Origin of the sequence: Sphingomonas sp. S2-65 (assembly GCF_021513175.1) — a bacterium.
GTDB lineage: Bacteria > Pseudomonadota > Alphaproteobacteria > Sphingomonadales > Sphingomonadaceae > Sphingomonas.
In genome coordinates this window covers 945,975-970,652 of sequence record NZ_CP090953.1, presented here as the reverse complement: position 1 = coordinate 970,652, position 24,678 = coordinate 945,975, and the positions used below count along the sequence as shown (strand labels likewise).

At 65.9% G+C, this 24,678-nt stretch carries 24 protein-coding genes and 1 tRNA gene; 16 read left to right on the top strand and 9 right to left on the bottom strand.

Annotation, left to right across the window (positions count from 1 at the left end; genetic code table 11):
* The 4 genes from gnd (at nt 1) to LZ586_RS04525 (ending at nt 4,074) form a co-directional block, all read left to right on the top strand.
* Nucleotides 1-978, top strand: coding sequence for a phosphogluconate dehydrogenase (NAD(+)-dependent, decarboxylating) (gnd, locus tag LZ586_RS04540; RefSeq protein ID WP_235078479.1), 978 nt, complete (start codon nt 1-3; stop codon nt 976-978).
* On the top strand, nt 975-2,405 hold the full coding sequence (gene zwf / locus LZ586_RS04535; protein WP_235078478.1) for a glucose-6-phosphate dehydrogenase: 1,431 nt from the start codon (nt 975-977) through the stop codon (nt 2,403-2,405). The genes gnd and zwf overlap by 4 nt, the downstream gene beginning before the upstream one ends.
* Nucleotides 2,405-3,226, top strand: a complete 822-nt coding sequence (locus tag LZ586_RS04530) for a Cof-type HAD-IIB family hydrolase (protein WP_235078477.1) — start codon at nt 2,405-2,407, stop codon at nt 3,224-3,226. The genes zwf and LZ586_RS04530 overlap by 1 nt, the downstream gene beginning before the upstream one ends.
* 89 nt (nt 3,227-3,315) lie before the next feature.
* A complete protein-coding gene (locus tag LZ586_RS04525; protein WP_235078476.1) occupies nt 3,316-4,074 on the top strand; it encodes an HAD-IIB family hydrolase in 759 nt (252 codons plus the stop codon).
* On the opposite strand, the gene LZ586_RS04520 is transcribed toward LZ586_RS04525, so the two are convergent.
* The 6 genes from LZ586_RS04520 to LZ586_RS04495 all read right to left on the bottom strand — a co-directional run bounded on the left by LZ586_RS04520 (nt 4,058) and on the right by LZ586_RS04495 (nt 9,740).
* Nucleotides 4,058-5,344, bottom strand: a complete 1,287-nt coding sequence (locus LZ586_RS04520) for a glycoside hydrolase family 130 protein (protein WP_235078475.1) — start codon at nt 5,342-5,344, stop codon at nt 4,058-4,060. The genes LZ586_RS04525 and LZ586_RS04520 overlap by 17 nt on opposite strands.
* Nucleotides 5,345-5,508: 164 nt before the next feature.
* Nucleotides 5,509-5,583 (bottom strand) — tRNA-Glu (locus LZ586_RS04515).
* A gap of 62 nt (nt 5,584-5,645) precedes the next feature.
* Nucleotides 5,646-7,406 (bottom strand): single-stranded-DNA-specific exonuclease RecJ, encoded by a 1,761-nt coding sequence (gene recJ, locus LZ586_RS04510; protein ID WP_235078474.1) that lies wholly within the window; start codon nt 7,404-7,406, stop codon nt 5,646-5,648.
* A 46-nt stretch (nt 7,407-7,452) separates the two neighbouring features.
* On the bottom strand, nt 7,453-8,184 hold the full coding sequence (locus LZ586_RS04505) for a 2OG-Fe(II) oxygenase (RefSeq protein ID WP_235078473.1): 732 nt from the start codon (nt 8,182-8,184) through the stop codon (nt 7,453-7,455).
* A gap of 84 nt (nt 8,185-8,268) precedes the next feature.
* On the bottom strand, nt 8,269-9,135 hold the full coding sequence (locus LZ586_RS04500) for an RcnB family protein (protein ID WP_235078472.1): 867 nt from the start codon (nt 9,133-9,135) through the stop codon (nt 8,269-8,271).
* A 113-nt stretch (nt 9,136-9,248) separates the two neighbouring features.
* Nucleotides 9,249-9,740 carry a (2Fe-2S)-binding protein gene (locus tag LZ586_RS04495; RefSeq protein ID WP_235078471.1) on the bottom strand — a complete coding sequence of 164 codons (492 nt, stop codon included), beginning with the start codon at nt 9,738-9,740 and terminating at the stop codon, nt 9,249-9,251.
* Nucleotides 9,741-9,817: 77 nt separating this feature from the next.
* Here LZ586_RS04495 and LZ586_RS04490 point away from each other — a divergent pair, with 77 nt between their 5' ends.
* On the top strand, nt 9,818-10,639 hold the full coding sequence (locus LZ586_RS04490) for a DODA-type extradiol aromatic ring-opening family dioxygenase (protein ID WP_235078470.1): 822 nt from the start codon (nt 9,818-9,820) through the stop codon (nt 10,637-10,639).
* An 83-nt stretch (nt 10,640-10,722) separates the two neighbouring features.
* Here the strand turns inward: LZ586_RS04490 and LZ586_RS04485 are convergent, their stop codons facing one another.
* Entirely contained in the window at nt 10,723-11,484 is a 762-nt protein-coding gene (locus LZ586_RS04485; protein WP_235078469.1) for a class II aldolase/adducin family protein, read from the bottom strand.
* A 100-nt stretch (nt 11,485-11,584) separates the two neighbouring features.
* Between LZ586_RS04485 and LZ586_RS04480 the strand changes: the two genes are divergently transcribed.
* From LZ586_RS04480 to LZ586_RS04445, 8 genes are all read left to right on the top strand, one after another.
* Complete coding sequence (locus tag LZ586_RS04480; RefSeq protein WP_235078468.1) at nt 11,585-11,812, top strand: hypothetical protein; 228 nt, start codon at nt 11,585-11,587, stop codon at nt 11,810-11,812.
* Between the two features lie 186 nt (nt 11,813-11,998).
* Nucleotides 11,999-13,525: an acyl-CoA carboxylase subunit beta gene (locus tag LZ586_RS04475; RefSeq protein WP_235078467.1), complete on the top strand. Its 1,527-nt coding sequence runs from the start codon at nt 11,999-12,001 to the stop codon at nt 13,523-13,525.
* A complete protein-coding gene (locus tag LZ586_RS04470) occupies nt 13,495-13,824 on the top strand; it encodes a hypothetical protein (RefSeq protein WP_235078466.1) in 330 nt (109 codons plus the stop codon). The genes LZ586_RS04475 and LZ586_RS04470 overlap by 31 nt, the downstream gene beginning before the upstream one ends.
* On the top strand, nt 13,821-14,240 hold the full coding sequence (mce, locus tag LZ586_RS04465; protein ID WP_235078465.1) for a methylmalonyl-CoA epimerase: 420 nt from the start codon (nt 13,821-13,823) through the stop codon (nt 14,238-14,240). The genes LZ586_RS04470 and mce overlap by 4 nt, the downstream gene beginning before the upstream one ends.
* Entirely contained in the window at nt 14,240-15,022 is a 783-nt protein-coding gene (locus LZ586_RS04460) for an enoyl-CoA hydratase-related protein (protein ID WP_235078464.1), read from the top strand. Before mce ends, LZ586_RS04460 begins: the two co-directional genes overlap by 1 nt.
* A complete protein-coding gene (gene scpA, locus LZ586_RS04455) occupies nt 15,019-17,151 on the top strand; it encodes a methylmalonyl-CoA mutase (RefSeq protein ID WP_235078463.1) in 2,133 nt (710 codons plus the stop codon). Before LZ586_RS04460 ends, scpA begins: the two co-directional genes overlap by 4 nt.
* A complete protein-coding gene (gene bioB / locus LZ586_RS04450; RefSeq protein ID WP_235078462.1) occupies nt 17,148-18,176 on the top strand; it encodes a biotin synthase BioB in 1,029 nt (342 codons plus the stop codon). The genes scpA and bioB overlap by 4 nt, the downstream gene beginning before the upstream one ends.
* 247 nt (nt 18,177-18,423) lie before the next feature.
* Complete coding sequence (locus LZ586_RS04445) at nt 18,424-20,418, top strand: acetyl/propionyl/methylcrotonyl-CoA carboxylase subunit alpha (protein WP_235078461.1); 1,995 nt, start codon at nt 18,424-18,426, stop codon at nt 20,416-20,418.
* Nucleotides 20,419-20,639: 221 nt separating this feature from the next.
* On the opposite strand, the gene LZ586_RS04440 is transcribed toward LZ586_RS04445, so the two are convergent.
* Both LZ586_RS04440 and LZ586_RS04435 read right to left on the bottom strand, forming a co-directional pair.
* Nucleotides 20,640-20,825: a YbdD/YjiX family protein gene (locus tag LZ586_RS04440; protein WP_235078460.1), complete on the bottom strand. Its 186-nt coding sequence runs from the start codon at nt 20,823-20,825 to the stop codon at nt 20,640-20,642.
* A complete protein-coding gene (locus tag LZ586_RS04435) occupies nt 20,822-22,882 on the bottom strand; it encodes a carbon starvation CstA family protein (protein WP_235078459.1) in 2,061 nt (686 codons plus the stop codon). The genes LZ586_RS04440 and LZ586_RS04435 overlap by 4 nt, the downstream gene beginning before the upstream one ends.
* 234 nt (nt 22,883-23,116) lie before the next feature.
* Here LZ586_RS04435 and LZ586_RS04430 point away from each other — a divergent pair, with 234 nt between their 5' ends.
* From LZ586_RS04430 to LZ586_RS04420, 3 genes are all read left to right on the top strand, one after another.
* Complete coding sequence (locus LZ586_RS04430; RefSeq protein ID WP_235079732.1) at nt 23,117-23,908, top strand: ferredoxin--NADP reductase; 792 nt, start codon at nt 23,117-23,119, stop codon at nt 23,906-23,908.
* A 93-nt stretch (nt 23,909-24,001) separates the two neighbouring features.
* Nucleotides 24,002-24,178 carry a hypothetical protein gene (locus LZ586_RS04425; protein ID WP_235078458.1) on the top strand — a complete coding sequence of 59 codons (177 nt, stop codon included), beginning with the start codon at nt 24,002-24,004 and terminating at the stop codon, nt 24,176-24,178.
* 3 nt (nt 24,179-24,181) lie between these two features.
* On the top strand, nt 24,182-24,676 hold the full coding sequence (locus LZ586_RS04420; protein ID WP_235078457.1) for a metallophosphoesterase family protein: 495 nt from the start codon (nt 24,182-24,184) through the stop codon (nt 24,674-24,676).
* The last annotated feature ends 2 nt before the right edge of the window (nt 24,677-24,678 follow it).

Here is a 24,678-nt window from a genome sequence, read left to right as displayed (position 1 = left end):
ATGCGTCTTGCCATGATCGGCCTTGGCCGGATGGGCGCCAATATCGCGCGCCGGCTGATGCGCGGCGAGCATGAGATCGTCGCATTCGATCGTAATGCCGAGGCTGTCGCTGCCCTGGCCGGCGAAGGCGCGACTGCTGCTGCTTCGCTGGAGGATGTCGTCGCCAAGCTGGCGGCGCCGCGCATCTTCTGGGTCATGCTGCCGGCCGGCGATCCGACCCAGAGCACGGTCGATCGGCTGATGGAGCTGGCAGAGCCTGGCGACATCATCATCGACGGCGGCAACAGCTTCTACAAGGACGACATACGCCGCGGCGCCGAAGCCAAGGCGAAGCAGCTCCATTATGTCGATGTCGGCACGTCCGGCGGCGTGTGGGGCCTGGAACGCGGCTATTGCATGATGATTGGCGGTGACAAGGAAACCGTCGATCTGCTGGACCCGATTTTCGATACCCTCGCGCCGGGGTACGGCACGATCTCGCGCACCCCCGGCCGCGATGCGCCGGACGATCGCGCCGAGCGGGGCTATATCCATGCCGGTCCCACGGGCGCCGGCCACTTCGTGAAGATGGTCCACAACGGCATCGAATACGGCCTGATGCAGGCCTATGCCGAGGGCTTCGACATCCTGAAGGGCAAGTCGTCCGAGAAGCTGGTTCCCGAAGAGCGGTTCGACATCAACCTGCCTGACGTAGCCGAGGTGTGGCGGCGGGGCAGCGTGGTCTCTTCCTGGTTGCTCGACCTGTGCGCGATAGGCCTTGCCAAGGATCATTCGCTGGAAGGCTTTACCGGACGCGTTGCCGATTCTGGCGAGGGCCAGTGGACGATCGACGCGGCAATGGAGGAGGCGGTGCCTGCCAATGTTCTCACTGCCGCGCTGTTCGCCCGCTATCGCAGCCGGGTTGACACCACCTTTGGCGACAAGCTGCTTTCCGCGATGCGCTTCGGATTTGGCGGCCATGTCGAGATGCCGCAATGAGCAATGCGCCGCGCGCGCCGGCCGCGACGCTGGTCATCTTCGGAGCGATGGGGGACCTCTCCAAGCGCCTGCTGGTGCCGGCTATCGTCAACCTGGCCGAAGGCGGGTTGATCGACGATGCCACGGCCATTCTGGGCGTCAGCCATCATGAGGGCGATGACGAGGCGCTGCGCGGCGCCATGGACGATTTCGTCGAGGACAAGGAAGGCTGGAAGGCGCTTCGCACGCGCATCAGTTACCTGAAGGGCGATTTCGAGGATGCCGCCACCTTCCAGGCGCTCGCCGATAAGGTGAAGGGCAATGCCGTTTTCTATCTTGCCACTGCGCCCGGCTTTTTCGGGCCAGTGGTGGAGGCGCTGGCCGACGCCGGGCTGATGAACGAAGGCGACGGCTTCCGCCGGGTGGTCATCGAAAAGCCGTTCGGCACCGACCTTCCCTCCGCCCAGGCTCTGAATGCCCAACTCCTGGCGCGTGTAGACGAGCAGCAAATTTACCGGATCGACCATTTTCTGGGCAAGGAAACCGTCCAGAACATCATGGTCACTCGTTTCGGCAACGCGCTGCTCGAAGCGGTGTGGAACAGCCGGTACATCGACCATGTCCAGATCACCGCCGCCGAGACCGTGACAGTGGGCACCCGTGGCAAGTTCTACGATGCGACCGGTGCCCTGCGCGACATGGTTCCAAACCACCTGTTCCAGCTGCTTTCGCTCGTCGGCATGGAGCCGCCCAACAGCTTCGATGCCGACGCAATCCGCACGGAAAAGGCCAAGGTCATCGCCGCCGCCAAGCCGGTCCAGCCCGACCGAGCCGCGCGGGGCCGCTACGAGGCCGGCACGATTGCCGACAAGCCGGTGCCCGCTTATGTCGATGAGGCCGACATAGACGCTGAGCGCCACACCGAAACCTATGCCGCGCTGAAGGTGGAGGTCGAGACTTGGCGCTGGTCGGGAGTTCCTTTCTACCTGCGCACGGGCAAGGGGCTCGAGGCGCGGGATACCGAGATCGTGATCCAATTCCGGGACGTGCCGATCGCACTCTTCCGCGAGACAGGGGCCGCGAACCGGCCGCCCAACCGGCTGGTCCTTCAACTGCAACCGAACGAGGGGATCAGCCTCGACTTCGTTGCCAAGAAGCCAGGACCTTTGACCGAGATCGCGCCGGTCAGCATGGACTTCCACTATGCCGACCATTTCGCCGTCGGGCACCAGACCGGATATGAGACACTCCTCTACGACGTGCTGACGGGCGACCAGACGCTGTTCCAGCGCGCCGACCAGATCGAGGGGGGCTGGCGGGTCGTCCAGCCGCTGCTGGATGCCTGGGCGGAAGGCGAGCCCGAGGGCTACGCCGCGGGTGGCACGGGCCCGGCAAGCGCAGACGAGTTGATCGCCCGCGATGGTCGCCAGTGGAACGAGATCGCGTGATGGCTGGGCCAAATGCGATCCGTCTGCTCGTGTCGGATATCGACGGCACGCTAGTTCGAAGCGACAAAACCTTGTCCGACGCAGTGGTGGAAGCAGTGGCGAAAGTTCGCCAGGCCGGGGTGCCAGTCACGCTGATCAGCGCGCGCCCGCCGAGCGGGATGCTGTGGATCGCCGAGCGGCTGGCGCTAACCGGCCCCATCGGCGCATTTAACGGCGGCACAATTGCAATGCCCGACGGCCGGATCGTCTCGGCCGATCGCCTGGCACCGGACATCGCTGCAAGAACGCTCGCCATGCTGGATCGGCCCGGCGTCACCCCGTGGCTGTTCGCCGATGGGCATTGGTATGCGCAGGATGGGGAAAATCGGAACCTGCCGCGCGAGCGGCTGGCGGCCAATGTCGATCCGATCTTTCAAGCGGACTTCACGCCGTTGCTCGGCCGCGTCGACAAGCTGGTGGGCGTCAGTGACGATCATCCGTTGCTCGCAGCGATCGAAGGCGAGATGAAGGCGGCATTGGGCGATGGCGCGAACGTCGTGCGGTCTCAGCCTTACTATCTCGACGTTACCGCACCAAGCGCCAACAAGGGCGACGGGATCGCCGCACTGGCAAAAGCCTACGACGTGTCGCTGTCCGCCGTCGCGGCGATGGGGGATCAGTATAACGACCTGCCTATGTTCGCGCGCGCTGGGCTGTCAGTCGCGATGGGGCAGGCTCCTGCGGACGTGCAGTCAGCGGCGGACCATGTCGCCAAAACAAACCAAGATGACGGCGTAGCCGATGCGATTACTCGATTCGTCCTCCCGGCCTTGGCCGGGTGAGCAACCGGCTGCGTATCGCGCCTTCGATACTGGCAGCCGATATCGGCCGACAATCGCCTCCATTCGCTCCGTAGCGGGGGACTAACAGCATGAAGCAACTGATCGCGTTCGACCTCGACGGCACGCTTGCCGAGAGCAAACAGCCGATCGGGGAGCCGATTGCGACTGCCCTCGGCAGGCTGCTGGGCGTGACAAAGGTGGCGGTGATTTCCGGCGGCGACTGGCCGCAATTCGAGGCTCAAGTCATCTCGCGATTGCCGAGTGACGCAGACCTTACGAAGCTGTTCATCATGCCGGCCACCGGCACCAAGCTCTACCGCTTCGAGGGCGGCGCCTGGCACTGCGTTTACGCGGATGATTTCTCGCGAGACGAAAGTGCCGCGATACGGAAGGCGCTTGAAGTAGCCAGTGCCGACCAAGGGCTGGACAAGGACCAAAGCTGGGGGAAGCGGATCGAGGGTCGCGGGAGCCAGGTTACGTTTTCCGGACTAGGCCAGGAAGCGCCGCTCGATGCTAAAAAGGCGTGGGACCCGGACTTTGCCAAACGCAAACGGCTGCAGGCAGCGCTGCAGCGGCAACTGCCGGACTTGTCTATCAATATCGGCGGATCGACCTCTATCGACATCACGCGCCAGGGGATCGACAAGGCCTATGGCATGCGCCGGCTCACGGAGCATTCAGGGGTTCCCGCGCGCGCAATGCTGTTCCTGGGTGACGCCATCTATCCAGGCGGCAATGATTATCCCGTCGCGCAGGCAGGCATCGACGTGATTGCGGTCCGCGATCCGCTTGAGACGATGCGGATCGTCACTGCTATCGCGCTTTGCCTGGCTAGCAGCGATCCATGACGCTGAGCAGGTCATCCACGCTACCGACGGCAAAGGCAGTGAATTCATCCGCGACTGCGTAGGGCAACAGCACCTGGCGTTTGTGGAGCAGTGCACCACAGCTATACGTCACGTTGGGAACATAGCCGCCGCGCTGCTCCGCACTCGGGAACAGGAGCGGGGAGGGCGTACGGGCCAGCACCTTGGAAGGATCCGTCTTGTCGAGCAGGCATGCCCCCACACAATAGCCGCGGACCATGCCGACGCCGTGCGTGAATACCAGCCAACCCTCATCGATCTCGATAGGCGAGCCGCAATTGCCGATCTGCACGAATTCCCAAGGATATTCCGGGCCCATGATCCTCGTGCCGGTGTCCCAGTTGAACAGGTCATCCGAGTAGAGCAACCACAGGTTCTCACTGTCCTGGCGCCCGATCATGGCGAACCGTCCGTCGATCCGGCGGGGAAACAGCGCCATGCCCTTGTAGCCCGCCATGGCACCGGTCAGCGCGCGCATCTCATAGGTGCGTGCGTCGATGCCGCGAAGGAGTTCGGCCCGGGCGGTGACGCCGTCGAAAGCAGTGTAAGTGCCGATCACGCTCTCGACGCCGTCGTGATCGGTGAAGTGGACGAGGCGAAGGTCCTCGACTCCGCGAGCTTGGCTCGGCAGCATCGGGAAGATCACCGTTTCCGAGATGTTCTCGCTGTCATCGGCGCGCATCCGCGCCCAGCCGTCGCGATGTGTTTCGATCCGGGGCGGCACGCCTTGTGAACTCGGCGGGTCGACCACAAGCCCGTTGCGACCATCCCAAGTGCCCGTGCGGAAGGTTACCGAAGAGATATGTCCTTCCCCCACGCCGCGCAGGGAAAGGATGAACCGGATGCTGTCGTCGTCAGCGTCCTGATCGGGAATGGACACGATGCTGGGGTTGAACAATGCTGCGGATTCGAATGCATATTCCTGGCTGAAATAAGCGCCGAGCAGCAGGCGGTCGCGTGTTTCGTCCACCACCAAGCCACCGAGCGCGCCTTTCACCTCGTCGAACCGCCTGAGGAACACGTCATCGACATTGCGATGGCGCGTTTCCATGGCCTCTCGCAGCAGATGAAGCATGCGCTCCCGCATCGCCGGATCAAGTTCCATCACGCGGCTGGCCACCGCTTCGGCCCGCGTCGGCCGGTCCTCGGCAAACGCCGACGGATAACCGAAGTCGAACGGACGGATCACGGTGCGGGATGGATCGGGTTTCAGTTCGATGTCGAGGGTGCTGAATACATCCGCTGCTTTCAAGATTATTCGCCCCTCACGCAGATTTCCAATGCCGGTCGAAGCGAAGCAGCGCGCCTTTAGATCCGCGGCGCGTTCAACTCGCGAGGTTTAGATGCCTAACGCTCTCACCGAGTTTTGTTCAACCATCCAGAGAACGGCGCAAAAATTGGCTGCTCTCCAGAACGTGGTGACCCCTACGGGAATCGAACCCGTGCTTCAGCCGTGAAAGGGCCGCGTCCTAACCGCTAGACGAAGGGGCCATGCCGGAGCGTGGAAGGGCCGGTTAGGGAAGGATCGCGCGGCGGTCAAGCGCCTTCCGCACCTAATCTGCCCATGCAGCATCTTCGACGTGCAATTCAGCGGCGGGGCGGGCGCCCCAGTCGTCGATCTTGGCGCGGCCCGCGAGCCAAAGCTTGCGGTGCCGGGGTGCGGAGAGGAGCGCGGCGCCCAGTTCGGTTTCCGCCTGGCGAAAGGCGACGGCCTTGATGCTGCGGCCGTCGTCGCCCGCTACGATCGCGCGGACATGGCCGTTACCGACCACATCGGCCTTGATGACGGAGAGCGGACCCGCGGCGACGCGTGGCGCCGGCCAACCCATGCCATAGGGGCCGCCGGCTTCCATGGCGGTCACCAGGTCGGGACAGACGCCACCGGGTGCCAGGACCGCGTCGAGCAGCAATGCGCGCTCGCCGATCGCTTGGGTGATCCGTTCGGAGAGGCGATCCTCGAGGAATTGGGCAAAGGCATCGAGCTGGTCCTCGGCGATCGTGACGCCGCACGCCATGGCGTGGCCGCCGCCGGCGAAGAGCAGCCCTGCATCCTTGGCGGCGAGCACGGCGGCACCGAGGTCGACGCCGGGGATCGACCGGCCCGAGCCTTTGCCCACGCCATGATCATCGAGAGCGATGACGATCGCGGGGCGATTGAGCTTCTCCTTGAGCCTGCCGGCAACGATTCCGATCACGCCCGCGTGCCAGCCACGAGCGGCGACGATCGTCAGGCTGCGGTTGCTGCGAGCGAAACAAAGCGATTCTGCCGCCTGTTGGACTTCGGTTTCGATCGCCCGGCGTTCTTCGTTGAGCAGGTCGAGTTCGGCGGCGATGCGGCGGGCCTCGTCCGGGTCGCGGGTGGTGAGCAGGCGAACCCCGAGGTCCGAACGGCCGACGCGGCCGCCGGCATTGATGCGCGGGCCTAGCGCGAAGCCGAGGTCGGTGCAGGTGGGCGAACGCGTCAGGCGCGAGGCCTCGATCAAGGCGTTGATGCCGATGTTGCGGCGCTGGGCCATGACCTTGAGCCCCTGCGCGACGAAGGCGCGGTTGAGCCCCTTGAGCTGGGCGACGTCGGCGACGGTGCCGAGCGCCACAAGATCCAGCAATTCCAGTAGCTTGGGCTCGGACCTGGCGGCGAAATAGCCGCGGGCGCGGAGGGTCCGTATCAGCGCCGCACCCAGCAGGAAGGCCATGCCGACGGCGGCAAGATGGCCATGCGCCGCACCTTCGCCTTCGTCGAGACGGTTCGGGTTCACCACCGCGACCGCCACCGGCAATTCGGCCGCGCATTTGTGATGATCGCAGACGATCACGTCCGCGCCGGCGTCACGCGCCATGGCAAGCGCCTCAAAGGCCTGCGCGCCGCAGTCGACGGTGACGATCAGGCTTGCGCCTTCCTGCTTCAACCGGACCAGCGCTTCGCCCGAAGGGCCATAGCCCTCCATCAGGCGGTCGGGGATGTAGGGCCGGGCCTCCAGTCCGAGATCGCGCAGGAGGAGGATCATCACTGCCGCCGAAGTCGCGCCATCGACGTCATAGTCGCCGAAGATCGCGACGCGCTCGCCGGCCTGGACCGCGTCGGCGAGCCGATCGGCGGCCTTGTCCATGTCGCGGAAGATCGACGGGTCGGGCATGAAGGCGCGGATGCTCGGCGCCTTGTGTGCCTCCAGCGCATCGCGCGGGCAGCCCCGGGCGAGGAGCAATTGCGTCACCAGATCGTCCGGCGCGAAGTTCGGATCGCGGCCGTCCGCCGCCAGCCCCCGCCAACGCCAGGGCTGGCCGAGGATCGAGCGATGGATGTTCAATACGGACATGGGGGCACTTTGACGCGAGGGCGTGGCGATATCGAGGCAGTCCCGCTCAGCTGCCGGTCTGCTGCTTGGCAGGGGCGAGATAGGTCGGGATCGGCCCCTTGATCCAGGCTTCCTCGCGGAACCACTTGGTGATGATGTACTTGGTGCCCTCGATCACGCGCATGCCTTCATGGAGCGTGTCGTAATTCGGGCTGCCGTCCGGGGACATGTTGTTCCAGATGACCAGCATGCCGCGCTTGGGCTTGAAGCGGATGCCTGCTCTTGGAAACCAGGTCGCCCCACCTTCTTCCACATGGTTGAGATAGGCCATGGCGGTCCAGGTGCGCTGGCCGCCGCTTTCCTTCATCTTGTCCCAATAATGGCTATTCTCGTGGAAATAGTCGCAATGCGCGCGGAATTGCTGGCCCGGCGAGTAGCGCTGCCCCTGCATGGTCTCAGCGTTCTCCTCTGGAATGCCCAGCAGTTCGGCGATGCGCAGGTCGATCGCGTATACGTCCTCCGACCAGCGCTGGAGGTCCGAGCTGTCGCTGGTGCGGTATTCGGGGTCTTCGGTGACCGCGAGCAGCGTGGAGGGCCGTGCCTTCTCGTCGATCAAGCCGATCAGCGTGTCGCATTCGGCATCGCTGAGATAGGCTTCGTAGGTGTACATCTGCGCCGCGTCGACCTTGGCGCGCTTGATGTTCGGGTTGGCTTCGAGCCGGGCAGCGACCGCATGGCCGATCCTGGCGCGGGCAGGCGAAGGGCCGCCCGATATCAATCCGTTGTTCTTGCTCACCATGCTGAAATCGCGCGGCTTACGCCCGATTGCAAGCGCCGCGGACGCGAGAAGGGCCCGACCGATGGTCGAGCCCTTCCACGCAGCTTACCAGAAGATGTCGTAGATCGTGTCGACGACCTGGCCGCTGTAGATGTCCACCAGCAGGGCGTCGTTATAGTAGCGCACCCAGCGATAGGGACCGTCTACCTCCGGCAGGCGGTAGCTGAACGGATCGTTGATCCAATATTGCGACGAGTAGAGCAGCGCGCTCAGCTGGAAGCCGGTCGAGAAGCGGCGATAGCCATAGCCCCAGCCGGCCGGGGCGTAATAGCGCGGCAGGCGGTACAGGTTGCGGTTCTGGGTGCGGTAGCCGCGCCAGTCATAGCGGCGGTCGTTGCGCCAGCCATTGTCCCAGCGGCCGTTCCGGTCGCCACGATAGGCGCTGCCGCCGTTCCAGCCGCGGTTTGACCCGCGATCGTTGTTCCATCCCGAATTGCCGCGATCGAAGCGGCCACGGTCGTTGCGGTCGTTGCGGTCGCCGCCGCGGAACTGCTGCGCACCGGCATAGCCCTGCTGACGCTGCCCGCCGGCCCACTGTCCGCGGTTGCCGCGATCGCCGTCGCCGCGGAACTGCTGCGATTGCGCTTGTGGTTGAGCGTCGGGACGGCGCCGCTCGCCGCCATTCCATTGGCGCTGCGGCTGAGGCTGCTGCGGCTGGGCCTGTTGGGTTTGGCCTTGCTGACGCGACCATCCGCCGCGGTTGCCGCCGTTCCACTGCCGCTGGGCTTGCGGCTGAGGCTGCGCGGTCGGCGCCGGGCGGCTCCAGTTGCGCTGCTGCTGCTGCTGCTGCTGGGCGGGCTGCGACGCGCCGCCCTGGCGTCCGCCACCCCAGCGGCCGCCGCGATCTTGCGCGAACGCTGGCGGGACCAGAGCCGTTGCGGCGATCAGTGCCGCGAGCAAGGTCTTCTTCATGTCCATGTCTCCGCTCGGGCGGCCGAGTGCCGTTTCCGAGATGCAATCCGTTTAGGCCGCAGCGGATGAGCCGTTGCTGAATTGCGGCGACAGGTGACTGAAAGGAATGACGATTACTCGGCCGGCGGCCCTTCGGCATCAACCACCGCGTCGCCGCGAGCGATGCGGGCGGCATCGGTGACCGCGCCCAACAGGCGGGGGTAGATCCCGCAGCGGCAAAGATTGGGGATGCCTGCCTTGATGTCGTCCTCGGACGGGTTGGGATTGGTGCGCAGCAGCACCGAAGCGGCCATGACGATGCCCGGAATGCAATAGCCGCACTGCGGCACGTTGGCGGCGATCAGCGCCTGCTGGACGGGATGGCTGCGGTCGTTCGACAAGCCCTCGATCGTCGTGACGAAGGTGCCTTCCAGGCCGCCGAGCGTCTCCTGACAGGCGAGGCGGAGCGTGCCGTCGACATCGACCGAGCAGGCGCCGCAATCGCCGGTGCCGCAGCCATATTTGGTGCCGGTCAGGTTGGACGCGTCGCGCAGCGCCCATAGCAACGGCGTGCGCGGGTCCATCTTGTACTCGACCGGCTGATTGTTGACGGTGAAGCGAGTCATTTCGCGCGTCTAGCGGGAAACCCGTCGTTTCCGAAGCCGGGATTGCGCAGGCCGGGCGAGGGAGCGATCCTGCCGCGATGTCCAGCAATCTTCCCAGTCCGCGACAGCCCACAGTCTTCATCCCGCATGGCGGCGGTCCCTGCTTCTTCATGGACCCGAACGGCGGTCCCGCCGATCCGATGTGGCAGAAGATGCAGGCCTATCTCGCCGGGCTGATCGGCAGCCTGCCCGAACGCCCCCGCGCGATCCTGTTGGTGTCGGGCCACTGGGAAGAAGCGCAGATCACGGTGCATGCCGGCGACGGCCAGCCGCTGCTGTTCGATTATCATGGCTTCCCCGAGCACACCTACCGGCTGCGCTGGGATGCCCCGGGATCGCCGGCGCTGGCGGCGCGCGCGCAGCACCTGCTGGAAGGCGCGGGCTTTCCCGTCGGCGTGGAGCAGGCGCGGGGGTGGGATCACGGCGTGTTCATCCCGATGATGGTCGCGGTGCCGGAAGCGGACATTCCGCTGGTCCAAGTGTCGCTGCGCCAGGATCTGGATCCCGCCGCGCATGTCGCGGCCGGACGCGCGCTGGCGCCGCTGCGCGACGAAGGCGTGCTGATCGTCGGCAGCGGCATGAGCTTCCACAATCTGCGGGCGCGCGGCCCGCAGGTCACGCCGATCGCCGACGCGTGGGATGACGCGCTGGTGGACGCCGTCACCGATCCCGATCCGGCGCGCAGGGCCGAACGCGTGATCGGATGGGACCAGCTGCCCCACGCGCACTTCGCCCACCCGCGCGAGGAGCATCTGCTGCCGCTGATGGTCGCGTTAGGCGCGGGCGGCGAGGAGCCTGCAGTCTGCGACTATCGCGACCATGTTCTCGGCTGGGCGGTCAGCGGGTTCCGCTTTGGCTGATCGCCCGCCGGGCTTATGATCCACACAGGGTAGCTGCGGTTCCCCGGCGCAGGCCGGGGAACTGGCTAAGACAGCAGCAGGCTCTAGTCGCGCCAGCTCCGGTCCACGCGGTCGACCAGCCGCACCATCGCCGCGAAGTCTGCGGCGCCGGGTCCGCCGGGGACCTGTGCCATGTGGAGGTCGCGTTGATGCACGGCGATCACTTCGTCGGACACCAGCAGCGGCTCGCCCATGCTGGCGGTGGCGAGCTGGATCTCGCACGCGCGCTGGAGCGACCAATGCTTGATGAAGGCCTCGGCAACGGTGCGGCCCATCACCAGGATGCCGTGGTTGCGCAGCAGCATCACCCGCCGGTCACCCAGATTGCCGAGCAGGCGTTCGCCTTCCTCGTCGCGAACGGTCACGCCCTCGAAATCGTGATAGGCAATCTGCCCGGCAAAGGCGCAGGCGTAGAAGTTGATGGGGCGCAGGCCGCCCTCGACGCTGCTTACCGCCATGCCCGCGGTGGTGTGGGTGTGGGCGATGCAATGCGCGTCGGGCAGATGCCGATGGAACAGCGCGTGCTGGACAAAGCCGGCGCGGTTGACGGGATAAGGCGAGTCGTCGAGCTTGTTGCCGTCGATGTCGATCTTGACGAGGTTGGACGCCTTCACTTCGGAAAAGTGGAGTCCGAACGGGTTGATCAGGAAGGCGCCTTCCTCGCCCGGCACCTTCAGGGTGATGTGGTTGTAGATCATCTCGGACCAGCCGAGATGGTCGAACACCCGGTAGCAGGCGGCGAGCTGCTGGCGCGCCTCCCATTCCGCCTCAATCATGCCGGGCTTCTGCTGGAGCGCAGTGGCCATGGTTCCTCTCCTTATCTTGTCGCGCGAATATGCCATGGCGGCGCATAAGGCGGCAACCGGAGAAGCCGTTCGGGGGTTGGTCGGGCGAAGGAGACGCATCATGGCACATGACGATCGGCGCATGCATGAGGGCCGCTCGCGCAGCGAGGGTGAGCACCGCGGGCACGAGCATTTCGAAACCGCGGTAAGCGAGAACGACCGGATCGGTGCGGGCGAGCAGGCGCCGCAGGACGGCGCGGTGGACGACATTCGCGATGTCGACAGCACCACTGACCGCGCGCAGGACAGCGCGCTGGGCGGGCATGTCGGGACGCGGTCGGGGGCTTAGGCCGTCCTCCTCGTCCTCCGGCGTTGCAATGACAGAAGAAGAAGCGGGATCCTGGCTCAAGGCCGGGATGGCGAGGTTATTGCCTGTTCGAGGGATTCTGACGCGCGCAGGCGGAGGGCGATCGGACGCGTAATAATGTTGCGCCCGCCCGCCAACTCTGGTTGATGCGGGGCGAGAGGAGAAGCCATGTCGTCGACCATCGAGGAACTCGAGCGGCGCCGCGATGCCGCCCGGCTGGGCGGCGGACAGAAGCGCATCGACGCGCAGCATGCCAAGGGCAAGCTGACCGCGCGCGAGCGGCTTCACGTGCTGCTGGACGAGGGCTCGTTCGAAGAACTCGACATGTATGTCGAACACAATGCCGTCGATTTCGGCATGGCGCAGCAAGTGATCCCCGGCGACGGCGTGGTCACCGGATCGGGCACGATCAACGGGCGGCTGGTGTTCGTCTTCTCGCAGGATTTCACGGTGTTCGGCGGGTCGCTTTCCGAGCGGCATGCGCAGAAGATCTGCAAGATCATGGACATGGCGCTGAAGGTCGGCGCCCCGGTAATCGGCCTGAACGATTCGGGCGGCGCCCGCATCCAGGAAGGCGTGGCGAGCCTGGGCGGCTATGCCGAGGTGTTCCAGCGCAACGTGCTGGCTTCGGGCGTGGTGCCGCAGCTCAGCCTGATCATGGGGCCGTGCGCGGGCGGGGCGGTGTATTCGCCGGCGATGACCGACTTCATCTTCATGGTGAAGGATTCCTCCTACATGTTCGTGACCGGGCCCGACGTCGTGAAGACGGTCACCAACGAAGTGGTGACGCAGGAAGAGCTGGGCGGCGCGTCGACTCATACGGTGAAATCGGGCGTGGCGGACGTGGCGTTCGAGAACGACATCGAGGCGCTGCTGGCCGCGCGCGACTTCATCGACTTCCTGCCGGCGTCGAACCGCGAGGCGGTGCCCGAGCGGCCGTGCGACGATCCGTGGGACCGGCTGGAGGAAAGCCTCGACACGCTGATCCCGCCTTCGGCCAGCCAGCCCTACGACATGCACGAGCTGATCCGGAAGGTGGTCGACGAAAGCGAGTTCTTCGAGGTTCAGCCTGCGCATGCCGGCAACATCCTGATCGGCTTCGGGCGGGTGGAAGGGCGCACCGTCGGCATTGTCGCCAACCAGCCGATGGTGCTGGCCGGGGTGCTCGACATCAATTCGAGCAAGAAGGCGGCGCGCTTCGTGCGCTTCTGCGACGCGTTCGATATCCCGATCCTGACCTTCGTCGACGTGCCGGGCTTCCTGCCCGGCGTCGGACAGGAGCATTCTGGGATCATCAAGCACGGCGCCAAGCTGCTCTTTGCCTATGCCGAGGCGACGGTGCCCAAGATCACGGTGATCACGCGGAAGGCCTATGGCGGCGCCTATGACGTGATGGCGTCGAAGCATCTGCGCGGCGACTTGAACTATGCCTGGCCGACCGCCGAGATCGCGGTGATGGGGGCCAAGGGCGCGGTGGAGATCATCTTCCGCGGCAAGACGCCCGAGGAGATCGCCGAGCGTACCGCGGAATATGAAGCGCGCTTCGCCAACCCGTTCGTGGCGGCGAGCAAGGGCTTCATCGACGAAGTGATCCTGCCGCACTCGACGCGGCGGCGGGTGGCACTCGGGCTACGCAAGCTGCGCGGCAAGCAACTGGAGAACCCATGGAAGAAGCACGACAACATCCCGTTGTGACCTGGGCACATCAGGCTGCCAACAATTTGGGGGTCTTGGGGATTGTTTTTCTCTGCGCCGGTTTAGCGGCACTGTTCTTCGTTCCTAAGGCGTTGGGGATCATCGTGAGCCTTTCTTGGGCAAATCAGACTTTCCGTCAGGTACGCAACGCCGTCGTGTGCGGTGAGCTGACAGCGTTGGATGGGCAGAAAATACCTTCGGAGGAGCAGCGATTTCGGTCGGCGCTCGCTTGGCGCGCGGCTTTGCTCACCGTCTGGCTTGTGATGGGGGGATTGCAGCTTTGGATCCTGTTGTCATGAAGCTGGGTCACTTGAACCATATCGGCGTAGCGACACCGTCGATCGAAGCGTCGATCGCGTTGTATCGAGACGTGCTGGGTGCAACGAGCATCGGCGAGCCGTTCGACTTGCCGGCGCAGGGCGTGCGGGTGTGCTTCGTCGATACGCCCAATACCCAGATCGAATTGATCGAGCCGCTGGGCGAGACCTCGCCGCTGCACGGCTTCCTCGCCAAGAACCCGGCGGGTGGCCAGCATCATCTGTGCTACGAAGTGCCCGACATTCACGAAGCCAAGGCCTGGTTCGAGTCCAAGGGGGCCAGGCTGCTGGGCGAGCCCCGCGTCGGTGCGCACGGCACGCCGATCTTCTTCCTTCACCCCAAGGATATGGGCGGCGTGCTGACCGAGATCATGGAATCGCCAAGGGGCGAGCATTGATGGCCTATGAGCATATCCTGACCGAGCGGCGCGGCGACGTGCTGGCGATCACACTCAACCGGCCCGAACGGCTCAATGCCGCACCGACGGCGATGTTCGACGAGATCCGCGCCGCGCTCGAGACGCTGGACGGCGCGCGGGCGGTGCTGCTGCTGGGCGCGGGCAAGGCGTTCTGCTCGGGCGCGGATGTCGGCGGCGCTGCGCTGACCGGAGACGATCCCGGTGCGGCGACGCACGCAGCGCTGACCGAGCATTACAACCCGACGCTGCTGGCGATCGCCGAGCTGGGCGTGCCGGTGGTGAGCGCGGTGCGCGGACCCGCCGCGGGGATCGGCTGCAGCCTGGCGCTTGCCGCGGATTTCTGCGTGGCGGCGAGCAGCGCCTATTTTCTCCAGGCGTTCGTCAATATCGGGCTGGTGCCCGATGGCGGCGCAAGCTGGATGTTGCCGCGGCTCATCGGGCGCTCTCGCGCGTTGGAGATGATGCTGCTGGGCGAGCGCATCTCGGCGGAGAAGGCGCGGGACTGGGGCATGGTGCACCAGGTCGTGCATGAGGACATGCTGGACGCCGAGGCCTGGCGGCTCGCCGAGCGGCTTGCCAAGGGGCCGACGCTGGCGCTGGGCATGATCCGGCGGCAGCTGCATGCCGGGCTCTCGTCGAGCTATGGCGAGGCAATGGCGTTGGAAGCCGACAACCAGCGCATGGCGCGCGGTACGGCGGACGCGATCGAGGGCGGCATGGCGTTCCTCCAGAAGCGCAAGGCGGAGTTCAAGGGCCGGTGACCGACAAAGCCGATCTCGATGCCTGGGCGAAGCTCGCGGCCAAGGAAGTACGCGACGCCGATCTGACTTGGCACACGCCCGAAGGTATCGCAGTCAAGCCGCTGTATACGCAGCAAGATGCGCCAGATCCTGGGTTGCCAGGGTTCGCGCCGTTCACGCGCGGCGTGAAGGCGAGCATGTATGCCGGGCGGCCCTGGACGATCCGGCAATATGCCGGCTTCTCGACCGCCGAGGAGTCCAACGCCTTTTACCGGCGCAATCTGGGGGCGGGGCAGAAGGGGCTCTCGGTCGCGTTCGATCTGGCGACGCATCGCGGCTATGACAGCGATCATCCGCGCGTGACCGGCGATGTCGGCAAGGCGGGCGTCGCGATCGACACGCTGGCCGACATGCAGATCCTGTTCGCCGACATCCCGCTGGACGAGATGAGCGTGAGCATGACGATGAACGGCGCCGTGCTGCCGTGCCTGGCGTTCTACATCGTCGCCGCGGAAGAGCAGGGGGTGCGCCAGGACCAGCTTACCGGGACCATCCAGAACGACATCCTCAAGGAGTTCATGGTCCGCAACACCTATATCTATCCGCCCGAGCCTTCGATGCGGATCGTCGCCGACATCATCTCGTACACCGCGCAGCACATGCCGCGGTTCAATTCGATTTCGATCTCGGGCTATCACATGCACGAGGCCGGGGCGACGGCGGTGCAGGAGCTGGCCTTCACGCTGGCCGACGGCATGGCCTATGTCCGTGCCGCGCTGGAGCGCGGGCTGGATATCGACGCCTTTGCAGGGCGTTTGTCGTTCTTCTTCGGGATTGGTATGAATTTCTTCATGGAAGTGGCGAAGCTTCGCGCGGCGCGCACGCTGTGGAGCCGGATCATCGCCGATTTCGGGGGGAATGCGCGCAGCCAGATGCTGCGGACGCATTGCCAGACCTCGGGCGTGTCGCTGCAGGAGCAGGACCCGTATAACAACGTCATCCGCACGACCGTGGAAGCGATGGCGGCCACGTTGGGCGGCACGCAGAGCCTGCACACCAACAGCCTGGACGAAGCGGTGGCGCTGCCGACCGACTTCTCCGCGCGGATCGCGCGCAACACCCAGCTGATCCTGGCCGAGGAGACCGGGATGACGCATGTCGTCGATCCGCTGGGCGGAAGCTATTATGTCGAGGCGCTGACCAAGGAACTGGCCGACAAGGCCTGGGCGCTGATCGAGGAGGTCGAGGCCAGCGGCGGCATGATCCACGCAGTCGAGAAGGGTTTCCCCAAGGAGCATATCGAGCGCGCCGCGGCGGCTCGGCAGGCTCGGGTCGACCGGGGCGAGGACGTGATCGTCGGCGTGAACAAGTATCGGCTGGCCGAAGAGACGCCGATCGACATCCTCGACATCGACAATGCCCGGGTTCGCGCCGACCAGATCCGCCGGATCGAACGGACGCGCGCCGAGCGCGATTCCGCGAAGGCCGAGGAAGCGCTGGGCAATTTGCGCCGGGGCGCGGAAGGCAACGAGAACCTGCTGGCGCTGTGCGTCGAGGCGGCGCGGGCGCGGTGCACGTTGGGCGAGATGTCGGCGGCGATGGAAGTGGCGTTCGGGCGGCATGCCGTGGGCGTCACCCCGATCAAGGGCGTCTATGGGCCGGCGCATGCCGCCGATGCCGGCTGGCTGCGCGCGCTGGACGGCGTTGCCGCGTTCGAGCGGCGGATCGGCCGCAAGCCGCGCGTGCTGGTCGCCAAGATGGGGCAGGACGGGCATGACCGCGGCGCCAACGTGGTGGCGAGCGCCTTTGCCGATCTGGGGTTCGACGTGATTTCGGGTCCGCTGTTCCAGACCCCCGCCGAAACCTCGGCCCTCGCGATCGAGCGCGAAGTCGACGTGGTCGGCGCGTCGAGCCTGGCGGCGGGGCACAAGACGCTGATCCCCGAACTGATCGACCGGCTGAAAGAGGCCGGCCGGGCCGACATCAAGGTGGTTGCCGGTGGCGTCATCCCGCCGCAGGACTATGAGTTCCTGCGCGCTGCCGGCGTTCAGGCCATCTTCGGCCCAGGCACCAATCTGGTGAACGCCGCGGCCGAAGTGTTGCGATTGCTGGGGCATAATCTGCCGCCCCTTGGAGAAGCTGCCGAATGACTGAGTTCGTTGCCCCTGTTGCCGAGGGAAGCCGCACGCGCACCGATTGGACGCGCCCGGAAATCGCGGCATTGTTCGACCTGCCCTTCACCGAATTGCTGTTCCGCGCCGCGCAGGTGCATCGCGCGCATCACGCTGCGGACGAAGTGCAGATGTCGACCCTGCTGTCGATCAAGACCGGCGGCTGCCCCGAGGATTGCGGCTATTGCTCGCAATCGGTGCATTCCGAGAGCGGGCTCAAGGCGACCAAGCTGATGGACGTGCGCGCGGTGCTGCAGGCGGCGGCGCAGGCGAAGGACAATGGCAGCTCGCGCTTCTGCATGGGCGCGGCGTGGCGCAATCCCAAGGACCGCGACATGCCTGCGATCATCCAGATGGTGCAGGGCGTGCGCCAGATGGGCATGGAAACCTGCATGACTTTGGGCATGCTGACGCCGCCCCAGGCCAGGATGCTCGCCGATGCCGGGCTGGATTACTACAACCACAATATCGACACGTCGCCCGAGCGCTATGGCGAGGTGATCACGACCCGCAGCTTCGAGGAGCGGCTCGACACGCTCGAGCATGTCCGCGACGCCGGGATCAACGTGTGCTGCGGCGGGATCGTAGGGATGGGCGAGACGCGCGAGGACCGTGTCGGCTTCATCCACGCGCTGGCGACGCTGCCGCGGCATCCCGAGAGCGTTCCGGTCAATGCCCTGGTGCCGGTGAAGGGCACCGTGCTGGGCGACATGCTGGCCGATACGCCGCTGGCCAAGATCGACGACATCGAATTCGTGCGGACCGTGGCGGTGGCGCGGATCACGATGCCGGGGAGCATGGTGCGGCTATCGGCGGGGCGCGAGAGCATGAGCGATGCGGCGCAGGCGCTGTGCTTCCTTGCGGGGGCGAACTCGATCTTTACCGGTGACAAGCTGCTGACGGCGGGCAACGCCGGCGACGACAAGGACGCGGCGCTGTTCGCCCGGCTGGGGCTCACGCCGATGGCGGCGGAGGTGAAGGCGGAACTGCAGGCGGCGGAGTGAGGGCCCCCGGAGCCTCGTCAATTGTCTTTTTGACTCTCTCGCTGGTTGGCGCGGGTTGGCTGTTGCTGACCCTCGTGGATTACTCAACCGCAGCCTTCGATTGTAGTCTCCCAGACCTGTATGGCGCAGCCTGCGCAGATGCCGCTCGCACTAGCATTGCAAAAAAGGCCGCACTCCAAGCTGTGGTTGTCCTGCCGATCTGGTGTGCCGCCCTTTGGCTCTTCATTCGAGAACGGAAGAAGCGATAGTGTTCAAGAAAATCCTGGTCGCCAATCGCGGTGAGATCGCCTGCCGCGTCATCCGCACCGCCAAGAAGATGGGGATCGCCACCGTGGCGGTCTATTCGGATGCGGACGCGCGGGCGCCGCATGTGCGGATGGCCGATGAGAGCGTGCGGCTGGGGCCGGCTCCGGCGGCGGAGAGCTATCTCAAGGCCGAGCTGATCCTGCTCGCCGCAAAGGAGACCGGGGCGGATGCTATCCATCCCGGCTATGGCTTCCTGTCGGAGCGCGAGAGCTTCGCGCGGGCGTGCGCCGAGGCGGGGATCGCGTTCATCGGACCGCCGCCCGAAGCCATTGCGGCGATGGGCGACAAGATCGAATCCAAGAAGCTGGCGCTGCAGGCGGGCGTCAACGTCGTGCCGGGGTTCGTCGGCGAGATCGACGATACCGAGCATGCGGTGCGGATCGCGGGCGAGATCGGCTATCCGGTGATGATGAAGGCCTCGGCCGGGGGCGGCGGCAAGGGGATGCGGCTGGCCTGGTCCGAACAGGACGTGCGCGAAGGCTTCGAGGCGACCAAGCGAGAGGGGCTGGCGAGCTTCGGCGACGACCGCGTGTTCATCGAGAAGTTCATCGAGCAGCCGCGGCATATCGAGATCCAGGTGCTGGGCGACCAGCAGGGCAACATCGTCTATCTGGGCGAGCGCGAATGCTCGATCCAGCGCCGCCACCAGAAGGTGGTGGAGGAAGCGCCGTCGCCCTTCGTCACGCCCGAGATGCGCAAGCGGATGGGCGAGCAGGCCGTCGCGCTGGCGCGGGCGGTGGGCTATTATTCGGCGGGTACGGTCGAGCTGATCGTCAGCGGCGCGGACACCAGCGGGGAGGGGTTCTACTTCCTCGAGATGAACACCCGGCTCCAGGTCGAGCACCCGGTGACCGAGCTGGTGACCGGGCTGGACCTGGTCGAGCAGATGATCCGCGTGGCGGCGGGATTTACACTCTCCTTTACACAAGACGAGGTGTCGCTTTCGGGCTGGGCAATCGAAAATAGAGTATATGCTGAAGACCCTTATCGGGGCTTCCTACCAAGCACGGGAAGGCTGGTCCGCTACCTTCCGCCGAGCGAAGGCAATGGCGTCCGCGTCGACGACGGGGTGACCGAGGGATCGGAGATCTCGATGTTCTACGATCCGATGATCGCCAAGCTGATCACCTATGGCGCGACCCGCGAAGAGGCCGCCGACCTGCAGATCGCGGCGCTCGACCGCTTCCGGATCGACGGCATCGGCCACAATATCGATTTCCTCTCGGCGATCATGCAGCACCCGCGCTTCCGCGACGGCGCGCTGACCACCGGCTTCATTGCCGAGGAATATCCCGACGGGTTTGCAGGCGCGCCGGCGTCGCCCGCGCTCCGGCGCAAGCTGGCGGCGATGGCGGCGGTGATCGACCTGGAGCGGAGCCATCGCGGCGCGCAGGTTTCCGGGCAGCTCAACGGGCCGGTGCTCGGATCGAGCGAGCGCGTGGTCACGGTGGATGGCGAGCGCTTCGTGCTGAGCGTCGAGAGCCATGAAGGCGAGCGGCTGGTGAAGGGCGCAGGCGAGCCGATGGAGCTGATCGGCCAATGGCGGCCGGGCGAGCCGCTGTTCGTCGCGCGGATCGACGACGAGCCGCTGACCGTGGGCGTCGACCGCAAGGGCTCGGCATGGCGGCTGACCGCGCGCGGCGCGACGCACCGCGTGGAAGTGCTGCCCTCGCATGTCGCGCAATATCGCCACCACATGATCGAGAAGGTGCCGCCGGACCTGTCGAAATTCCTGCTCGCGCCGATGCCGGGGCTGCTGACCCAGCTGCATGTCGCGCCGGGGGACCAGGTCGAGGCGGGGCAGGCGCTCGCGGTGGTCGAGGCGATGAAGATGGAAAACATCCTGCGCGCCGAGCGGGCGGGCGTGGTGAAGGCGGCGAACTTCGCGGCCGGGGACAGCCTGGCGGTGGATGCGGCGATTTTGGAGTTCGAGTGAGGGTTTACATCCTCTCCCCTTGATAGGGGAGAGGATAGCGAAGCTTGGCAGCTTGCTGCCTAGCGTAGCTTGGAGAGGGGTAGGGCGGCGCTGAGCGCCGCGCGGCTGCTTGCGCAGCCGCAACCCCCTCTCCCAGCTTCGACTAAGCCTCCGCTTCGCAGAGACTAAGTCTGCGCAACCCTCTCCCCCTTGCGGGGGCGAGGGGGATAAAGCCGAGTTCTTCAGCAGCAGCGGCCGTTGCGGCTGTTGAAGCGGGCGTCCTGGCGGTTTCGGAAGAATTGGGCGCGGGTCATTGGCGGTTGGTCGGGGTGATTCGCGGCCATGTGGGTGCGATAGGCCTCATAGGGGGGCTGGCCGATCATCAGCCTTGCGGTCTCCGCGATCCGCGCGAGGAGGGGGCGGATCATTCCGTCTGCACCAAAGGCAGTTCGTGGATGCTGGGATAAGGCAGGCGCCGGGCCGCGACGCAGGTCTTGATCGCGTAGAACAGGATCGACAGCACCACGAACAGGAAGACCGCGCACAGCGCTGCGTCCACGCGGTCGTTGGTGATGATGCGGCGCATCTCGCCCGCCGACTTGGCAGGCGCGAGCAGCGCGCCGCTGGCCAGCGCATCCGAATAGCGATGGGCATGGGCGAGGAAGCCGATTCCGGGATTGGCCGAGAACAGCTTGAGCAGGCTCGCCGTGACGGTGCAGGCGAGCAGCCAGGCGGTGGGGACCATCGTCACCCAGGCATAGCGTTCGCGCTTCATCCGGAACAGCACGGCAGTGGCGAGCATCAGCGCGACCGCCGCGAGCATCTGGTTTGAGATGCCGAAGAGCGGCCACAGCGTGTTCACGCCGCCGAGCGGATCGGTGACGCCCTGATAGAGGAAGAAGCCCCAGGCGCCGACGCAGACCAGCGTGCCGATCAGCGCGGGCAGGAAGGACGAGGAATTGCGGAAGCTCGGCACCGCCAGCCCGATCAGATCCTGGAGCATGAAGCGGCCCGAGCGCGTGCCGGCATCGACCGCGGTGAGGATGAAGAGCGCCTCGAACAGGATGGCGAAATGGTACCAGAAGGCCATCATCGCCTTGCCGCCGATCAGCTGGCTGAAGATGTGCGCCATGCCCACTGCGAGCGTGGGGGCGCCGCCGGCGCGCGAGATGATCGTATGCTCGCCAACGTCGGCGGCGGTGCTGGTGATCAGATCGGGAGTGATCGGGAAGCCCATCGCGCTGACCGCGGCGGCGGCGCTGGCGGCATCGGTGCCGATCACTGCGGCCGGGCTGTTCATCGTGAAATAGATGCCGGGCTCGATCACCGAGGCGGCGACCAGCGCCATGATGGCGACGAAGCTTTCCATCAGCATCGCGCCATAGCCGATGAAGGTGGCGTCGCCTTCGGACGCGATCAGCTTGGGCGTGGTGCCGCTGGCGATCAGCGCATGGAATCCCGAGACCGCGCCACACGCGATGGTGATGAACAGGAAGGGGAAGAGCGAGCCCGACCAGACCGGGCCGGTGCCGTCGATGAACCTGGTGAGCGGCGGCATCTGGAGCGGCGGCGCGACGATGACGATGCCGACCGCGAGCGCGGTGATCGCGCCGATCTTGAGGAAGGTCGAGAGATAGTCGCGCGGGGCGAGCAGCAGCCACACCGGCAGCAGCGAGGCGATCGCGCCATAGCCGATCAGGATCCAGCAGAGCTGGACGGGGGTGTAGGTGAACCAGGGCGCCAGCGACGCGCTTTCCGCGACGGCGCGGCCATAGACGATGGCGAGGATCAGCCCGACCAGCCCGATGATCGAGGCCTCGCCGACGCGGCCGGGGCGGATCCAGCGCATATAGACGCCCATCACCACGGCGAGCGGGATGGTGGCGGCGACGGTGAACAGCCCCCAGGGGCTGCCGGCGAGCGCGCGCACGACGATCAGCGCCAGCACCGCCAGGATGATGATCATGATCATGAAGGCGCCGAACAAGGCGATCGTGCCGGGGACCGGACCCATTTCCATGCGGACGAGCTCGCCGAGCGAGCGCCCGTCGCGGCGCATCGAGAGGAACAGGACCATGAAATCCTGCACCGCGCCGGCAAGGACGACGCCCGCCAGGATCCACAGCATGCCCGGCAGATAGCCCATTTGCGCGGCGAGCACCGGGCCGACCAGGGGGCCGGCGCCGGCGATGGCGGCGAAATGGTGGCCGAACAGGACGTTGCGATTGGTGGGGACGAAATCGAGCCCGTCGCCGTGACGCATCGCCGGGGTGGGGCGCGCGGGATCGAGCTGGAGGACGTTCTTCGCAATGTAGAGCGCGTAGAAGCGATAGGCGATCAGGTAGACCGCGACGGCGGCGACGACGATCCACACCGCGTTGACCGGCTCGCCCCGCGCCGTGGCGATGATTCCCAGCGCCACCGCGCCCAGCAAGGCCAAGAGAATCCAGCCAATCCTGCCGATCGTCACACGCTTTCCCCTCATCTGCTGCCGGCCATGCTATCCTATTGCCGCGCGCCGCGGAATTGACCGAAGCTAGGCTATGCGGCGCCGGGCCCCATGGAAGCCAAGTTTTTCTTGGCGATTTCCGGCGGCAAAAGGGGTCGTGGCGCGCGGCAAATCGTGCCAAGGGGCGCGATCCTTTGTTTCGGGCCCGTGGCCCGCAGACCCAAGCGAATGTGGGAGCAAGACGTGAACGAGACGGTCGACCTGGAGCAGATGCGCGAGATCGGCGCGAAGCGCGGGCTGGACGTGCAGGAAGTGACCTGGGTCCATCACTGGACCTCCGGCCTGTTCAGCTTCCGGATCAAGCGCCCGCAAAGCTTCCGCTTCCAGTCCGGCGAGTTCATCATGATCGGGCTGGCCGGTCCCGAGGGCAAGCCGCTGCTGCGCGCTTATTCGGTGGCGAGCCCGGCCTGGGAAGAGCATCTCGAATTCTTCTCGGTCAAGGTGCAGGAAGGCGCGCTCACCTCGCGGCTCCAGCATCTGCAGCCCGGCGACCACATCTTCCTGGGCCGCAAGCCGACCGGCACGCTGGTGGTCGACGCGCTCAAGCCGGCCAAGCGGCTGGTGATGGTGGGCACCGGCACCGGGCTGGCGCCGTTCCTGAGCGTGCTGCGCGATCCCGAGACGCACGAGAAGTTCGAGCAGATCATCATCACCCACACGGTGCGCCAGTCCGAGGAGCTCGCCTATCGCGACTTCCTGGAAGAAGAGATCCGCACCGACGAGATCTTCGGCGAGCTGCTGCAGGACCGGTTCACCTATTACCCGACGGTGACGCGCGGCGAGTTTCACCGCAAGGGGCGGATCACCGACCTGATCCGCGAAGGCACGTTCCGCGAGGAACTGAACCTGACGGTGGAGGATCGCGCCGACACGCGTTTCATGATCTGCGGCTCGATCGCGTTCAACAAGGACATGATCGAGATCCTCGAAGGCTGGGGAATGAACGAAGGCACGCGCAACGATCCCGGCGAGTTCGTGGTGGAGCGGGCGTTCGTCGGCTGAGCGAGGCGGTACAGTCGCCGGATGGTTCGGGGCGCGCAGCCTTTCGAGCGTCCGGCGGTTGTTGGGGAGATCCCCAACCGCAGGAGGCTGCAGATGACCGACCCTGAAGACGACAAGCCGCTGGGCGACGAGACGCATCACGACAGCGGCGCGCCGACCGACGACGCGCATGCCGAAGTAGGCGACGGCACGCTGCAGGGATCGGTGCCCGCAGGCGAGGCGACGTCGGACATCGACGATGACGAGAGCGTTCAGCCCGGCACCGGCTGACCCTTGGCGGTCTTCTTCACCGCCGACACGCATTTCGGCGATCACCGCACGATCAACATCTGGAAACGCGCCTTCGCCACGACGGCGGAGATGGATGCCGTGATGATCGCGCGGTGGAATGCCGCGGTCGGCCCCGAGGATGTCGTGTGGCATCTGGGCGACGTCGCGCGCAAGGCGAGCGACGTGCCCGCGCTGTTGGCGCGGCTGCACGGCACCAAGCATCTGATCCGCGGCAACAACGATCCCGACGCGACGGCGACGGCGGCGGGCTGGGCGAGCGTCAGCGACTATCGCGAGCTGGAGCTGGACGGGCGGCGGCTGGTGCTGTGCCATTATCCCTTTCGATCGTGGAACGGGCAGCATAAGGGCGCGCTCAACCTGCATGGGCACAGCCATGGCCGGCTGAAGCCGGTGCCGCGTCAGTTCGACGTGGGGGTGGACGTGCACGGCTTTGCGCCGGTGCGGCTGGAGGCGCTGCTGGGGGTTAGCGCGCCTTGAAT